General features: G+C 30.7%; 18 protein-coding genes. 7 read left to right on the forward strand and 11 right to left on the reverse strand.

Features of this window, described 5'->3' with window-relative positions; all coding sequences use genetic code 11:
- Positions 1-74: 74 nt before the first annotated feature.
- The gene (gene ciaB / locus FBE96_RS04440) at positions 75-1907 is read right to left on the reverse strand and encodes an invasion protein CiaB (RefSeq protein ID WP_002906578.1); all 1833 of its coding nucleotides are present in this window, start codon (positions 1905-1907) and stop codon (positions 75-77) included.
- 61 nt (positions 1908-1968) lie between these two features.
- On the opposite strand from ciaB, the gene FBE96_RS04445 reads away from it, so the two are divergent.
- The gene (locus FBE96_RS04445) at positions 1969-2382 is read left to right on the forward strand and encodes an acyl-CoA thioesterase (RefSeq protein ID WP_002853544.1); all 414 of its coding nucleotides are present in this window, start codon (positions 1969-1971) and stop codon (positions 2380-2382) included.
- A gap of 39 nt (positions 2383-2421) precedes the next feature.
- Here FBE96_RS04445 and kcuS read toward each other — a convergent pair whose 3' ends face one another.
- The 9 genes from kcuS to FBE96_RS04490 form a co-directional block, all read right to left on the reverse strand.
- Positions 2422-2619, reverse strand: a complete 198-nt coding sequence (kcuS, locus tag FBE96_RS04450) for a KCU-star family selenoprotein (protein ID WP_002867452.1) — start codon at positions 2617-2619, stop codon at positions 2422-2424.
- Positions 2600-4711 carry a carbon starvation CstA family protein gene (locus FBE96_RS04455; protein WP_002872125.1) on the reverse strand — a complete coding sequence of 704 codons (2112 nt, stop codon included), beginning with the start codon at positions 4709-4711 and terminating at the stop codon, positions 2600-2602. The genes kcuS and FBE96_RS04455 overlap by 20 nt, the downstream gene beginning before the upstream one ends.
- 166 nt (positions 4712-4877) lie before the next feature.
- Positions 4878-5807: a ribose-phosphate pyrophosphokinase gene (locus FBE96_RS04460; RefSeq protein ID WP_002853293.1), complete on the reverse strand. Its 930-nt coding sequence runs from the start codon at positions 5805-5807 to the stop codon at positions 4878-4880.
- A 107-nt stretch (positions 5808-5914) separates the two neighbouring features.
- Entirely contained in the window at positions 5915-6574 is a 660-nt protein-coding gene (locus FBE96_RS04465; RefSeq protein WP_002853290.1) for an amino acid ABC transporter permease, read from the reverse strand.
- A gap of 10 nt (positions 6575-6584) precedes the next feature.
- Positions 6585-7337: an amino acid ABC transporter permease gene (locus FBE96_RS04470; RefSeq protein ID WP_002853332.1), complete on the reverse strand. Its 753-nt coding sequence runs from the start codon at positions 7335-7337 to the stop codon at positions 6585-6587.
- A 1-nt stretch (position 7338) separates the two neighbouring features.
- A complete protein-coding gene (gene peb1A / locus FBE96_RS04475) occupies positions 7339-8118 on the reverse strand; it encodes a bifunctional adhesin/ABC transporter aspartate/glutamate-binding protein PEB1a (protein ID WP_002872124.1) in 780 nt (259 codons plus the stop codon).
- A gap of 21 nt (positions 8119-8139) precedes the next feature.
- A complete protein-coding gene (locus FBE96_RS04480) occupies positions 8140-8868 on the reverse strand; it encodes an amino acid ABC transporter ATP-binding protein (protein WP_002865902.1) in 729 nt (242 codons plus the stop codon).
- Positions 8869-9003: 135 nt separating this feature from the next.
- Complete coding sequence (locus FBE96_RS04485; protein WP_002853285.1) at positions 9004-9792, reverse strand: CheR family methyltransferase; 789 nt, start codon at positions 9790-9792, stop codon at positions 9004-9006.
- A 15-nt stretch (positions 9793-9807) separates the two neighbouring features.
- Positions 9808-10362, reverse strand: a complete 555-nt coding sequence (locus tag FBE96_RS04490) for a chemotaxis protein CheB (protein ID WP_002853263.1) — start codon at positions 10360-10362, stop codon at positions 9808-9810.
- A 165-nt stretch (positions 10363-10527) separates the two neighbouring features.
- On the opposite strand from FBE96_RS04490, the gene rpiB reads away from it, so the two are divergent.
- Genes rpiB through ychF form a run of 6 tightly spaced genes read left to right on the forward strand, consistent with a single transcriptional unit; the run spans position 10528 to position 15005 of the window.
- Positions 10528-10965 (forward strand): ribose 5-phosphate isomerase B, encoded by a 438-nt coding sequence (gene rpiB / locus FBE96_RS04495; RefSeq protein ID WP_002853308.1) that lies wholly within the window; start codon positions 10528-10530, stop codon positions 10963-10965.
- Positions 10965-11297, forward strand: coding sequence for a membrane protein (locus tag FBE96_RS04500; RefSeq protein ID WP_002853247.1), 333 nt, complete (start codon positions 10965-10967; stop codon positions 11295-11297). Before rpiB ends, FBE96_RS04500 begins: the two co-directional genes overlap by 1 nt.
- Positions 11294-11842: an adenine phosphoribosyltransferase gene (gene apt / locus FBE96_RS04505; RefSeq protein ID WP_002853297.1), complete on the forward strand. Its 549-nt coding sequence runs from the start codon at positions 11294-11296 to the stop codon at positions 11840-11842. Before FBE96_RS04500 ends, apt begins: the two co-directional genes overlap by 4 nt.
- A gap of 18 nt (positions 11843-11860) precedes the next feature.
- The gene (locus tag FBE96_RS04510; RefSeq protein ID WP_052836670.1) at positions 11861-12457 is read left to right on the forward strand and encodes a DedA family protein; all 597 of its coding nucleotides are present in this window, start codon (positions 11861-11863) and stop codon (positions 12455-12457) included.
- Positions 12454-13905 (forward strand): leucyl aminopeptidase, encoded by a 1452-nt coding sequence (locus FBE96_RS04515; protein ID WP_002853317.1) that lies wholly within the window; start codon positions 12454-12456, stop codon positions 13903-13905. Before FBE96_RS04510 ends, FBE96_RS04515 begins: the two co-directional genes overlap by 4 nt.
- Positions 13902-15005, forward strand: coding sequence for a redox-regulated ATPase YchF (ychF, locus tag FBE96_RS04520; protein ID WP_002853275.1), 1104 nt, complete (start codon positions 13902-13904; stop codon positions 15003-15005). The genes FBE96_RS04515 and ychF overlap by 4 nt, the downstream gene beginning before the upstream one ends.
- Before the next feature lie 21 nt (positions 15006-15026).
- Here ychF and argH read toward each other — a convergent pair whose 3' ends face one another.
- On the reverse strand, positions 15027-16409 hold the full coding sequence (argH, locus tag FBE96_RS04525) for an argininosuccinate lyase (protein ID WP_002858438.1): 1383 nt from the start codon (positions 16407-16409) through the stop codon (positions 15027-15029).
- Between the last annotated feature and the right edge of the window lie 7 nt (positions 16410-16416).

The following is a 16416-nucleotide window of genomic DNA, read 5'->3' on the forward strand; positions in this document are numbered from 1 at the left end:
CCTAATTTTAGCATATTTAAAAAACAATATCAAGTAAAAAACAGCTTTTTTTAAGTTTTTTTCAAAAAACTTTATTATTTTTTCTTATATCTTTCAAATTCTCCACTATTATCAATTTCATTACCAATTTTCTCGTATAAATCATAATAAAATTTAACAAATTCTTTACACTTAGGCATAATAGGAAGAAAAATATTATCTTCAATTTCACAAAATCTACTTAAAAACTCTTTTGCATCAAGTCTTAAAGCATAGTGTTTTGCCAATTCATGATAATTTTTTAAAGTTAGCTCTTTAAATTTTTCATAATACCTTAAATCAAAATTTATCTTCAAATTATTATTTTCAAAAATCAATACTTCGCTTTCAAAAAGCAAGCTAAGATGAATAAGTCCTTCCGTATAATAAGGTCTAACTTCATCAACCCTTTGCCAAGAAATAAGTCCAATAGCTCTTTTTATAAGTTCATGAAAAACAGGCATTATCAAGTCATCTTGTTCATGATAAAAGAAATTTATAAGTCCACCTGTAGTAGCTTTATATTCTTCTATATTTTTAAAAAAACCACTCTGATTCATTGTTTTTTCGGTATCATTAGCAATAAAAAATATATGACCAAATTCATGGCCTATAGTTGATACTTCATAAACCCTTTTCCAAATTTTTTCCTGATAAAATAAAATATTTCTTCCAAAATCCAAAAATTCTTTATCAAAAACCTCGCTAGAAATTTTCATAAAAGGCTTTGTTTTAGCATTTTCATATACAAAATTTATAAAGGCAAATATTTTTTTGCCCGCCTTAGAACTTACAAACTCATCATTTGGAACGACTTGAGCTGAGAATAAACCTTTAAGTTCAGCACCATAAAATATCATCGGAGTGCAAATATAAAGTTGAGTTTTTTCTATATTAGATAAAACTTCTTTTTCTAATTCACAATCTTCAAGTCCTATATTTTTATAAACATGTTCAAAACTTTCCTTAATTTCATTACCAAATTTCAAAACATCAAAATCATTTTCATCTTCTATTCTTATATCCCATTCTAATGCCACCGCATGAGTATAATTATCTTCATAATATTCTAAAGGATGTCCCACTTGTAAAGGTGATTTTACTTTCATCCAAGCAAATTCAGCTTCTTGCCAAGCTTTTATAACCCTATCTTCATCTTTTTCACAAAACGCTAATTTTAATTTTTCAAAATATTCTATATAAGCTTTTTCCTCTTCGCTGCTAGCAAATATTTTAAGCTGATCAATCATATTTTCAAAAGCAAATTCTAATTTTAAAATTTCATTCTCGAAAAATCTCGCATAAGGAACAAATTTCCATAAATTTCCTATTCTAACTAAAACACCATAGCTTCGCTCACAAATTTCTCCTTCTGGAGTTTTTTGATATAAATGATTTTTACGTAAAAATTCCATTGCATCATCTAAATTTGGAAATTGAGTAGATAAAATTTTATTATTTTTTTCTATAATTTCTTTAGTCCAAGAAATTTCAAAAATATTCATAATTAAACCTATATTATGCACTCCTTGTATTAAAGACTGATAAAAATTATTTAAAAGCTTTTTCTCTTTTATTTCATTAATTAAATTTTGATGTTCTTTTTCATAAAACTTTCTAACCTCTTCATAGAACTTATGTTTTAACTCTATAATCTTATCTTCCTTAAAGTTGTTTTTTTTCCACTCTTGAACTAAATTTTCTTCCTTTAAATCAACCAAACGCCTAAGTATGGCTAGCATAGTTGTTTTATCTTGTTTTAACTCACTTAAAGAAATCAAAGATCTAAAATACTCGCCCACATCTTCTTTGTCTAAAAACTCATATAACGCATTATTTCTTTCTTTGTATTTTCTAACCAATTTAGCTATTTCTTTAAAATTATTCATACTTTTATTCTCCTTTTTAACTTTTTTAATTATAATTCATTTTTTAAAATAAGGAGTAAAAATGAGAGATATGGGAGAACCAAAATTAAAAATTGTAGCTATGCCAAGTGACACAAATCCAGCAGGAAATATTTTTGGCGGATGGATACTTTCACAAATCGATTTAGCAGGAGCTATCGCAGCAAGAGAACTTTCTCCTGAACGCGTTGTAACCATCTCTATGGATAAAGTAGTTTTTAAAGAACCTGTTTTTATAGGCGATATAATTTCTTGTTACTCTAAAGTTGTAAATGTGGGCAACACTTCAATCAGCGTTGAAGTAGAAGTCACAGCTCAAAGAGTGGATTCTCAAGGTTGTACTTCTTGCATTAATGTAACTTCGGCTTTAGTAACTTATGTAAGTGTTACAAGAGATGGAAAGAAAAAGCCTATTAGTGAAGAACTTAAAAGAATTCATGGCTTTTTAAATGCTTAAAGCTTATTTTGTATGATAAAACTTTATCCTTTAAGCTTATCAGCATTTATTTAAACCGCCACTATTATATTTTTTATCTAGACATTCTTTGAAAAATTCCCCTCTGGTTTTTGGAATTTTTCCTGGATGTTTTTGTTTCATGTGTTCTAAATACTTATCATAACTAGAAAGTCCCACCAAGGGATGAAAAAACCTTTCAGCTTTTTCATAATAATACTTAAATTTTTTGAAATTCATCAATCTTAATATACTTAGTTTCTTTAAGAGGAATTTTAATTTTACCTAAGCAAATTCCTATACAAGAAATTATAACAAGCAAGGTAGCTATCATAAAGAACACACAAAGAATTGCATTAAGTAAATTTCCAACTTTATTTTGAGTGGCTATTGAAATTTCTTTTCTAATTGTAGAAATTTCTTTTTCATCTTTAGTATTATTTAATTTAAATTCTAAATCTTTAATTTTTTGACTTTGTATGCTAACGGCGGCTACATGACTTACCGCATTTGCTATTTTATTGCCTTCTTCATAAGGCATAATTTTTTGAATTCCTCCATACAGAGTTGCCACTAAGACAAATACCGCAGGTACTAAAGTAACCCAAGTATATCTTGCCTTGCCCATTTTTACAAGTATAGTTGTAGCAAGAAGCAAAGCCATACCCGCAAGCATTTGATTGCTCACGCCAAAAAGAGGCCAAAGTGTATAAATTCCTCCCTTAGGATCAATGGCGCCTTGATAAAGAAAATATCCCCAACCTGCAACACTTAAAGCCGTAGCCAAAAGTCCAGCTGGATAATTATGAATATCTCCTAAAGGTTTATAAACATTACCCAATATATCTTGCACCATAAAACGACAAGCCCTTGTCCCAGCATCCACCGCTGTTAAAATAAATAAAGCTTCAAACAATATAGCAAAATGATACCAAAAAGCCATCAAATCCACGCCGCCAAAAAGTTCATGCAAGATCAAAGCTACACCTATAGCAAAAGTCGGGGCTCCCCCTGTTCTTGAAAGTATAGTATACTCTCCTATATTTGTGGTTAAAGTAGTAATTTCTTCAGGAGTAATACTAAATCCCCAACTTGAAATAGTTTGTGCTACATTTACAACATCTGTTCCTATCAAAGCAGAGCTTGAATTTATAGCAAAATAAAGACCTGGATGTAAAATACAAGCACAAATTAAAGCCATAATCGCCACAGCACTCTCAGCAAGCATAGAGCCATATCCAACAGCCAAAGTATGAGTTTCGTTTTCAAGCATTTTAGGAGTAGTTCCACTAGAAATCAAAGCATGAAAACCACTGATCGCACCACAAGCAATGGTAATAAATAAAAATGGAAACACTCCACCTGCAAATACTGGACCTGTTCCATCAAAATACTGAGTATTTGCTTTTGGCATTTGTAAATCAGGAGCAACCAAAACAATAGCTACAGCCATTACCACAATAACACCGATTTTCAAAAAAGTTGAAAGATAATCTCTTGGAGCAAGTAAAAACCACACAGGTAAAACAGAAGCAATAAAACCATAAGCCATCATAACAATTGCCAAAGTTGGAGCTTCTAAAGTAAATATTTTAGCCCAATAAGGATCAGCAGCTATAACGCTACCATAATGAATAGCCAAAATTAAAAGCACAAAACCTATTATAGAAGCCTCCCCTACTCTACCTGGACGGATAAAACGCATATAAATTCCCATAAATATTGCTATAGGAATCGTCATTGCGATAGTAAATAAACCCCATGGAGATTCTGCTAAAGCTTTTACAACCACCATAGCTAAAATGGCAATAATAATAAGCATAATGCCAAAAATCGCCACCATAGCAACTCCACCTGTAAATTTACCCATCTCATCCTTAATCATCTCGCCAAGACTTCTACCTTTTCTACGAGTAGATATAAAAAGAACAACAAAATCATGCACAGCACCCGCTAAAACTCCTCCTACTAAAATCCAAAGCATAGAAGGCAAATATCCCATTTGAGCGGCCAAGATAGGTCCTACTAATGGACCTGCTCCTGCAATAGCAGCAAAATGATGTCCAAATAATACAGCTTTATTTGTAGGCACAAAATCACGCCCATCATTTTCTACAAGTGCTGGTGTTGCACGATTTTTATCAAGTTCTAAAACCTTATAAGCTACAAAACTCCCATAAAATCTATATCCTATCATATAAATACATACAGCAGCAACCACCAAATAAATCGCTGATACACTTTCGCCATTTTGTAAAGCTAAATAACCAAAACAAATAGCGCCTAAAGTTGCAACAAACAACCATAAAATTTTAGTACTTAACTGAGTCATATTTCTCCTAAGAAAATAAAATATTTTCAAAGAATAGCAGATTTATAGATTAAATTGTATAGAAAGATGTTTAGTTTTTTCACATTTTTAAAAAAATATATGTTTTTTGTTTCTTTAAGTAGCATAAAAATGAAAAGCTTAAAAATAATCTTTAAGCTTTTTTAATCTAAATAAAGAGAGAATTTACACTTTCGTTATGATAAACACGACGTATTACTTCAGCAAAAACAGGTGTAACGCTTAATACTTTAATATTTGGTAATTGCTCTTTTAAAGGTATAGTATCTGTTACCACAAGCTCATCTAAAACTCCGCTTGCTATTCTCTCATAGGCTTTTCCACTTAAAACTGCATGAGTACAGCAAGCCATAACAGATTTTGCACCTTTTTCTTTTAAAGCTTCCGCGGCTTTAACTATAGTGCCAGCAGTATCAATAATATCATCCACTAAGATAACTTCTTTATCTTTTACATCTCCAATAATATTCATTACTTCACTTTCATTGGCTTTTTCACGACGCTTATCAACTATAACTATATCAAGTCCTAAATGCTTTGCAACACTCCTAGCTCTTGCAACACCCCCTATATCTGGACTTCCTATAATAGCATTTTTAAAATGTTTGGCTTTAATGTAATCATTAAAAACTATACTTCCATAAAGATTATCTACTGGAATATCAAAAAAACCCTGAATTTGTCCTGCATGCAAATCTATCGTAGCTACGCGATCAATCCCAGCTGCTTGAATCAAATTAGCCACAAGTTTAGCAGTAATTGGCACTCTAGGATTTGCTTTTCTATCTTGTCTCGCATAGCCAAAATATGGGATAATAGCCGTAATTGAATTTGCACTTGAGCGACGCAAAGCATCTGTAAGAATTAAAAGTTCCATTAAATTATCGTTTGTAGGAGCGCAAGTACTTTGAATAATAAAAACATCCTTTCCGCGTACACTCTCATCAATTTGAACGCTAATCTCTCCATCACTAAACCGCTTTACTCCAGCATCACTTAAAGGCAGGGAGAGATATTTAGAAACTTGTCTTGCAAATTCGACATTAGCTGAGCCTGAAAAAATTTTATAACCTCGCATAAAAAACCTTAATCAATAAAATTATGAATTAATACAAAAGATTTTAATAAAAAAAATGTTAAAAACTGCTGTAAATTTAAAAAGCTTATATAAAAATATAAGCTTTTTTAAGAAATGTAAGCTGTCTTTTTGGCATAATATCTTACCAACATAGAAAGTGAAAAACATATTATAAAATAAATTCCCGCAACAACACCTATCATCGCTAAAATTTCTTCAAAACTTGTTAGTTTTGCCAATATAGTTTTTGAATTATAAGTAAGTTCAGCTATACCCAGACCTGCTAAATAAGCTGTATCCTTTACAGTGGTTACAATTTGAGATAATAAAGCAGGTATTATTTTTCTAAAAGTTTGTGGTAAAATAATATAAAAAAGAGTAAAAAATTTACCAAAACCTTGTGAATAAGCTGCTTCAAACTGACCTTTTGGTATAGAATTTAATCCGCCTCTAATAATTTCAGCCATAACCGAACTCGTATAAAGTGAAAATCCTATAGTACCCCAAAAAGCTTGAGGAAATTGTCCAAAAAATACAGGCAAAACAAAACAAGCTGCGAGCATCCATAGCAATAAAGGAGTATTTCTAAAAATATCTATATAGCAAGCTGCTAAAAATTTACTTAATCTATCTCCATAATTTTTAGTTATAGCTAAAAAAGTTCCAAAAACAATCGAAATAATACAAGTTGCCAAGGCTATTTTTAATGTCAGAAATAAACCTTGCATTAAAAATTCAATATTTTGCGCATTAAAAACATTTTCCATTAACAACCCTTTATCTCGTTAAATGTGCTTTTTTTAATTTATTTTCATAAGCTTTTGCAAAATAAGCCAAAGGATAGCAAATTATAAAATATAAAACCGCTGCAAATATATAAGCTGGCGCATAATTTCCATAATCAGCTGCATAACTATCAGCAGAATGCATTAACTCAGCTCCACCTACAATAAGCAATACAGAGGTATTTTTAATTAAATTTACCATTTGATTTGTCATCGGTGGTAAAATAATTCTAATGGTTTGAGGTACTATAATATAACGCATTTGTTGAATATAAGTAAACCCTTGAGACGCAGAAGCTTCAAACTGACCTCTTGGCACAGCCAAAATTCCACTTCTAACCACCTCGCTTACATAAGCTCCGTGATACGCCCCAACACCCAATACACCAATAGTAAATATATCAAGCCTTATACCTAAAACAGGCAAGGCATAAAACAAAAAGAAAATTTGTATTACCAAAGGAACATTTTGAAAAAGCTCTACGTAAATTCTAGTGTAGGCTCTGATAATTTTAAATCTACTTGTAGCCATAACTCCGCCTATAGTTCCAAAAATTGTAGCTATAAGCAAAGCAAGAATGCTTACTTCTAAAGTATAAATAAAACCATTAATAAAAGCATCTTTATTATCCAAAGCATCTAAAAATTTCCATACCGCAAAAGGGCTTATACTATTTTCATCATATAAACCCCAAGAAGTAAGAATTTGTCTTAAATGTTCAACAAAACCTACACTTTCATTCATATTATAAACCCCATTTTTTCGCTAAAGCATCAATTTCATTTTTATGTTCTTTTACAAAATCATCAACATATTTTGCAAAAGCTGGATCATCTTTTTTGGTTACAATACCATAACTTTGTGGTTCAAAACTATCTGGCAAAATTTCACTTTTATCATCCACATAGCCTAACAATATTGATTTGTCTACAGAAAACGCATCAACTCTTTTAGCATCTAAAGCAGCTTTTATACTTGGATAATCAGGAAATTCACTAAATTTAACATCAATACCAATTTTTTTAGCAGCTTCACCTATAGCTTTTTTTGTAGTTGCAGCTTGAGCCACTCCAATATTTGCACCTTTCATATCAGCTAAAGATTTATAATTTTTTTCTTTTAAAACCAAAAGCCCTATAGCATCTTGATAATAAGGCTCTGAGAAATTATAAATTCTTTTTCTCTCTGGAGTAATAGTAAAAGTTGCTATCACTGCATCTACACTGCCATTATCAAGCAAAGGGCCTCTTGTTTTAGCATTAACTGCAACTAGTTTTATTTTTTTATCATCACCTAATATACTTTTAGCTAGTAATTTGGCAACATCTACTTCAAAACCTTTAATTTCACCTATTGCTTGATCAAGCAAAGCATAATGCGGAACATCATTTTTAACACCAACTATTAATTGTCCTTTAGATTTAATAGACTCAAGTTTACCTTCTGCTGCATTAGCATTGCTAAATGCAACACAAGCACCTAGAGCAAAAACTGCCAACTTTAATAAAGATTTTCTAAAAACCATTTTTTCTCCTTTCAATTTTGGTTAATTTTTAAGAATTTTCCCTAAAAAGAGTCGCGCTCTTTCGGTTTTTGGATTTGAGAAAAATTCACTAGGAATATTTTCTTCCACAATAGCACCATCTTCCATAAAAATAATCCTATCTGCTACTTCTTTTGCAAAACCCATTTCGTGTGTAACAACCACCATGGTAGTATTGCTTTGATGTGAAATTTCTTTCATTACATCTAAAACCTCTTGTATGGTTTCTGGATCAAGGGCTGAAGTAGGTTCATCAAATAAAATATAGGGTTTTTTAGTACAAAGTGATCTTGCTATAGCAACGCGTTGTTGTTGTCCGCCTGAAAGGGTTGCTGGATAAACATTTGCTTTATCCACTAAACCTACGACTTTTAAATACTTAAAAGCTGTTTCTTCAGCTTCTTTTTTAGATTTTTTTTGAAGTTTCATTGGAGCTAAGGTCAAATTTTGCAAAACCGTCATATGTGGATATAAATTAAAATGCTGAAAAACCATTGCACAATATTTTCGACAAATTTCAATTTTATTTTTATGATTTAAAACAAGATTGTTAACTACGACCTCGCCTGAACTAACTTCTTCAAGCCCATTCATGCAACGGATAGTTGTACTTTTTCCACTTCCACTTGGACCTATAATAACAAGCTTCTCACCTTCTTTAACAGAAAGATTAATATTCTTTAGAACATGATGAGTTCCGTAGTATTTGTTTACATTTTTTAATTCAATCAAGTTTTTTCCTTTATTTTTAACTAAATATAAAATTAATTAAAATTATTTTATCATTAAATAAAGAAAACTACTTCAAAATGTAACTTATTTTTACTAATAAATTTCCAAAGTGTAACTTTTAGTAATTTTTAGAATTTATACTTTTTCATAGTAAACACCTCTTGGAGAGAAAATCTTTTTAAAATAAATAGTCTCTGGAATTAAATCAGCATTGCCAACATAAAGCCTTCCTTTATCATTTAAAATTCTATGAAACCTCTCCATAAGTTTTAGTTTTGATTCATGATCAAAATAAATAATCATATTTCTAGAAGCTATAATATCAAATTTTCCCAATCTTGAAAATTTTTCTTCAAAAACATTGCAAAGTTCAAATTTACAAGTACAAAGCTCATTTTTATTAATAGTATAAAATTTATCTTCGCTTTCTAAAAAAAACCTTCTTTTTTCACTCTCGCTCAATCGCTGTAAAGTTCTTCCTTGATATTTTCCAAGTTTTGCTTTTTCAATCACACTTGAATTAATATCAACGCCTAAAATATACATATCTTTAATAAAATTCTGTGCAGCCAATAATGCCAAAGAATATACTTCTTCTCCACTTGAACAAGGGGCGCTTAGGATATTTACTCTCTTTTCTAAGCTTTTGGCATAATAAATTATTTCTTTCAATTGAGCCAATTCTCTTAAAAAATAAGTTTCACCTATGGTTACAAAATCTAAAGTTTCTTGTTTAAGTTGTCTATTGCTTTTTAATTTTCCCAAAAATTCGGAAAAATTTTTAGTATTAGTTCCTTCAAGAAATTTATTCAACTTTAAAGCTAGTATATTTTTTTTATCGGTTAAATCAATACCACTCATTTCGTTGATAATTTTTATAAATTCATTAAGTTCCAATTCGCTAGGAGTTATTTTTTTTTCCATGCAATTTTCCTTTTATTAATCCTGATCAATAAAATTTACAATTTCTTTTTTAATTTCTTTTAAGCTCATAGGTTTTAAATGCGGATTCATATCTTTTGCTCTTTTTGGCATACCATAAACGACGCTATCTGCTTCATTCTCACATAAACATCTAACTCCTGTTTTATAAAGCTCAAATAAACCTTTTGCGCCATCATCTCCCATGCCCGTTAAAATAATAGCAAGTATTTTATTTGTTTTTGCCAAAGAAACAGCGGAATGAAAAAGTAAATCCACACTCGGTTTAAAGCTTGAAGCCACATCTTGCCAAGCGGCTACAATATTTAAATTTCCAGATAAAATAGTATTTTTAGGGCAAATATAAATTTTATTGCTTAATATCTCTTTATCGTTCAATAAGCACACTTCACTAAAAGCTTCTTTATTAAATTGCCCCACAAAAGATGGAATAAAACTGGCACTCATGTGCTGAGCTATAACTACACAAGTATTTTTTACATCAATATCCTTTAAAAGAAATTTAAGCTGATTAGGACCACCTGTTGAAGATCCTATGAGTATGAGCTTCACTTTCTTCTCCTCTTAATTTATTGAAATTTTATTTTTCTTGTCACATGATTCTAACATATATAAAGAAAAATAAAGCTTATTTTTAAAACAAAGAAAAGCTGTTTTTATGATTTAATATGATAAGATTAGGTTTTTATCTTATTTTATATAGTAATTAGGAAACCAATGCTTAGGGAAAAAATTTATATTGCTAGTGATCATGCTGGTTTTGAATTAAAAGAAAAAATTTGCGTATTTTTAAAAGAAAAAAATATAATTTTTAACGATTTAGGAACAAACACTTGCGCAAGCTGCGATTATCCTGATTATGCGCATTTACTTGCCGAAAAAATAAACAAACGGAGCTTTGGCATTCTTATTTGTGGAAGTGGAATTGGAATTTCTATTGCAGCAAATCGTCATAAAAACATTCGTTGTGCATTATGCCACGAAAGCTTAAGTGCAGAACTTGCAAGAAGGCATAATGATGCCAATGTTTTGGCATTAGGCGGAAGATTAATTGGAGTTGAATTAGCTATAGATATTATAGAAAAATTCATTCAAACTCCTTTTGAAGAAGGGAGACATATGCAAAGAATTCAAAAAATTGAGGTAAAAATATAATGTTTACAAACTGGCTTGTTTTAACTATATTGATTTGTGCAACTATCTATCTTATTGTAATGTTGTTTTACTATAAAACTCTACTTAATAAAGAAAAAACATCAAAAGATTTTATCAAAAACAATCTTGATGATACTGAGATTGTCATTAGAAAACTACAAATTCAACTTCAAAGAAGTCTTGGAAATATAGATATACTCACAGAAGAACTTAATAAAATCAAAGCAGACCTTACATCTTTAAGAACCAGAAATTCTCAATATCGCTTGGAAAATGACAAACTAAGACAAAGAATTAAAGAATTAGAAGCAAAAATTGAGGCATTATTATGATAAAACTAACACAAGAAGAACAAAAATACCTGCTTGATAGCATTAGGATTATTCCTGATTTTCCAAAAAAAGGAATTATTTTTAGAGATATTACCACTCTACTAAATAACAAAGAGGCTTTAAATTTTCTACTTAAACATTTAAAAGAACGCTACAAAGATTACAATCTAGACTTCATAGCAGGAACAGAAAGCAGAGGATTTATCTTTGCATCTATGATTTGTGCAAAACTTAATCTTCCTTTTGTGCCTATTAGAAAACCTGGAAAACTCCCTTTTGAAACCTTTAGCTGCGAATACGATCTTGAATATGGCAGCGATAAAGTAGAACTTCATAAAGATGCATTTAAAAATATTCAAAATGCAAGAGTTTTACTTGTAGATGATTTAATAGCAACTGGCGGAACAGCTATAGCTTCATATGAACTCATTCAAAAAGCTGGAGCAAAATGTGTTGAAGCTTGTTTTTTAATAAATCTTAAAGATTTAAATGGAGCAAATAAACTTGAAAAACTTACTTCAGTTTATAGTGTTTTAGAAATTTAAAACTATAGAAAGGTACAAATGGAAGAATTTTTAAAAAATTTACTTTACCAATACAAAGATCTAGCTTATATTATTATTTTTTTATGGTGCATTTTAGAAGGAGAGTTAGCTTTAATTTTAGCTGGTATTTTTGCCCATCAAGGACATGTAAATTTAGGCTTTGTTATATTTATAGCAGGTCTTGGCGGTTTTGTAGGCGATCAAATTTACTTCTATATAGGAAGATATAATAAATGCTACATACAAAAAAAATTAAAAACTCAAAGGCGTAAATTTGCAGTAGCACACCTACTTTTACAACGTTTTGGTTGGCCTATTATTTTTATACAACGCTATATGTATGGCTTTAGAACCATTATACCTATGAGTATAGGAATCACGCGTTATAGTGCAAAAAAATTTGCTATTATCAATCTTTTTAGTGCTTGGGTTTGGGCATCAATCACTATACTTTTAGCTTGGTATTTTGGAGAACAAATTTGGAAGATGGTGACTTGGGCTGAAGAACATTGGTATTATGCAGCCATTATTATTATAGCTTTTTTATCCCTTTTATTATTTGGTTTTAAACAAATGGAAAAAGCTATACTTAAAGATAAAAGGGAAAAATCATGAAATTTGAATTAAACGATAAAAAACTAGATGCTATAAAAGCAGACTTTGAACTTGTTTTTATACAGGATAAAAATTTAAAAATTTTTAACAAAGAAAAAGATTTTTTTAAACTTAATAATTACAAAGGCGAAGGTGCATTATTAGACTTAAACAATAAAAAGCTTTATTTAGAGCTTAAAAGTCTTGCTTATGAGGATATAAGATTAAGTCTTTGCACAGCATATAAAACTCTTGAGAAACTTAATATTAAAAGCGTAAAACTTCCTAGCATAATAGGAGATTGTGTAGTTAGAAGTTTTGCATCTTTAGTTGAAGGCGTACTTTTTGGAGCTTATAAATTTGACAAATATAAAAGCGAGAAAAAAACAAGTACTTTGGAAAAATTTATTATTTCAAACGAAGAATTAAATGGTAAGAAATTTAATAAAGATGAAGCTAAGATAGGTTTAGAGCGTGGAGAAATTTTAGCCAATGCTACAAATTTTACTAAAAATATAGTCAATGAAATTCCTGAAATTTACACCCCTTTAAAAATGGCAGAAGATGCGCAAAATTTAGCTAAAGAAAATAAAAACATTATTTGTAAAATTTATGATGAAAAATTTTTAGCCAAAGAAAAAATGAATGCCTTTTTAGCGGTAAATCATGCCTCGGTACACCCACCACGCCTCATTCATCTAAGCTATAAAGCCAAAAATGCAAAAAAACGTGTTGTATTTGTTGGAAAAGGCTTAACTTACGATAGCGGTGGATTAAGCTTAAAACCAGCTGATTTTATGCTTACAATGAAAGCTGATAAAAGCGGTGCAGCAGCAGCAATGGGAATCATAAAAGCCGTAGCTGAACTTGCTTTAGATTTAGAAGTGCATTGCATTTTGGGCGCAACTGAAAATATGATAGGCGGCAATGCTTATAAGCCTGATGATGTGTTAATCAGTCGTGAAGGTGTAAGCATAGAAGTAAGAAATACAGATGCAGAAGGACGCTTGGTTTTAGCTGATTGTCTTTCTTTTGCACAGGATTTAAAACCTGATTTACTTATCGATATGGCAACTCTTACTGGAGCTTGTGTTGTAGGACTTGGAGAATTTACAAGCGCTATTATGGGAAATAATGAGGAATTGCAAAATGATTTTTATCTAAGCTCTAAAAAAAGCGGAGAATATACCACAATCTTACATTTCAACCCTCACTTAAGAGAACTTATAAAATCAAATATTGCCGATGTTAGTAATACTGCCTCTAGTCGCTACGGAGGTGCAATTACCGCAGGGTTATTTTTAGATAAATTTATTCGTAAAGAATATAAAGATAAATGGCTACATCTTGATATAGCAGGACCTGCTTATACAGAAAAATCTTGGGGATATTCTAGTTTTGGCGCAGGTGGAGCTGGAGTTAGAATGTGTGTTAATTATTTAATTCAAATTTTAAGGAAAGCTAAATGAGTTTAAGCGTAGGTATAGTAGGACTTCCAAATGTTGGCAAATCAACAACTTTTAATGCTTTAACTAAAGCACAAAATGCCCAAAGTGCAAACTATCCTTTCTGCACCATAGAGCCTAATAAAGCCATGGTTGAAGTTCCTGATTTAAGACTTAATGAACTTGCTAAAATAGTAAAACCTGAAAGAATTATGCATTCTTTAATAGAATTTGTAGATATCGCTGGACTTGTTAAAGGCGCAAGTAAAGGCGAAGGCTTGGGAAATAAATTTCTTTCAAATATACGTGAAACTGAGGTTATTTTGCATATAGTACGTTGTTTTGATGAAGAAAATATTACCCATGTTGAAGGTGGAGTTGATCCTTTACGTGATGTAGAAATTATCAATACAGAGCTTATTTTAGCAGATATTGAACAACTGAGTAAAAAAATAGAAAAACTCACCAAAGAAGCCAAAGCCAATCAAAAGGGTGCTAAAGAAAGTCTCGAACTTGCAAATTCCTTACTTGATCATTTAAACAAAGGCTTAGCTGCAAGTTCTTACCCTGAAAAAGAAAGTGAAATTTATCAAGCCTTAATCAAAGAATTAAGACTGCTTTCTGCTAAAGAAGTGATTTATGGTGCAAATGTTGATGAAAATGGTATTAGTGAAGATAATGATTATGTAAAAGCTTTAAAAGAATATGCTAAAAAAAATGATCATGAAGTTATCAAGCTTTGTGCAAAAATCGAAGAAGAATTAGTAGGATTAAGCGATGAAGAAAGTCATGAATTTTTAAGTTCTCTAGGAGTTAACGAAAGCGGTCTTGATCAAATCATACGCACTGCTTTTGCTAAGCTTGGACTGATCAGTTATTTTACCGCTGGTGTAGTTGAAGTGCGTTCTTGGACAATCAAAAAAGGCTGGAAAGCACCAAAAGCAGCAAGTGTAATTCACAATGACTTTGAAAAAGGCTTTATAAAAGCTGAAGTTATTTCCTATGAAGATTATATCCAATACAAAGGCGAAAATGGCGCCAAAGAAGCAGGAAAGCTACGCCTTGAAGGAAAAGACTATATCGTTTTAGATGGCGATGTAATGCATTTTAGATTCAATGTTTAGGCAAAATAGCCTAAACAATATTTATAAATTTTGAATAAAACCTTCCAAAATTTGAATTTGCTTTTCTACGCTTGCAATAGAACTTGAGCCTTCACTTTGCTTAGAATTTAAAGAAAATTCAAAATTTAAAAGTTCCATAGCTTTTTCATCAAATACAGGATCTATTTTTGAAAGATCTTTAATTTCACTTATATCAATGCCTTGTGCTTCAGCTTGTGCAACAACATTTCCCACTATAAAATGTGCTTTTCTAAAAGGAATATTTTTTTCACGCACCAAATAATCTGCCAAATCGGTAGCCAATAAATGACCTTTTTTACAAGCATTAAGCATATTTTCTTTATTAATTTGTATTTCTTTTAGCATTGCATTTAAGATGATTAAGCTATCTTTAGCGGTTTTTACACTATCAAAAATCCCTTCTTTATCTTCTTGCATATCTTTATTATAGGCTAAAGGTAAAGCTTTCATTATAGTTAAAAGAGAAATCAAATTTCCATAAACACGCCCTGTTTTTCCACGTATAAGCTCACAAACATCAGGATTTTTTTTCTGAGGCATAATAGAACTTCCCGTTGAAAAACTATCACTTATGGTTATAAAAGAAAATTCTGAGCTTGAAAATAAAATCATTTCCTCACAAAGTCTTGAAGTGTGTGTAAAAATAACTGCTATATCATAAAGCAAATCAAGAGCAAAATCCCTATCACTCACTCCATCCATAGCATTTGGCATAATATCTTTAAATCCTAAAATTTTAGCACTCAACTCACGATTGGTAGCATAGCTTGTTCCTGCACATGCACAAGATCCAAGTGGTGAAAAGTCTGCAAGTTCTAGGCTATTTTGCAAACGCTTAATATCTCGCATTAACATAAAAGCATAAGCTAAAATATAAAAAGAAAAACTCACAGGCTGAGCGTGCTGTAAATGTGTAAAACTTGGCATAATAGTTTTTTTATGCACTTTAGCATGTTCGAGCATGGTTTGAATCAATTCTTTTAAAAGCTTTATAAGTTCAATATGAGATTTTTTTACAAAAAGTTTAAAATCAGTAGCCACTTGGTCATTTCTACTTCTTGCAGTATGTAGTCTTCCGCCAATTTCACTACCTATAATCTCGCTTAAACGCTTTTCTACAGCCATATGAATATCTTCATCTTTAATATCAAAAATAAATTTACCTTGCTCTATTTCACTTCTAACCTGCTCTAAACCTTTTATAATAGCATCTAATTCTTCTTTTTTTAAAATACCACAACTTTCAAGCATTGTAGCGTGTGCTATAGAACCTTGTATATCTTCATTGAACAAAGTTTTATCTACATTTAAACTTGCATTAAATTCTTTTAAAAGCTCATCACTTGCACCACTAAAACGTCCTGACCACATTTCATTTTTCATTTAAATG

The sequence above is a fragment of the Campylobacter sp. CFSAN093241 genome (assembly GCF_012889595.1).
In the GTDB taxonomy this organism is placed as follows: Bacteria; Campylobacterota; Campylobacteria; order Campylobacterales; family Campylobacteraceae; genus Campylobacter_D; species Campylobacter_D jejuni.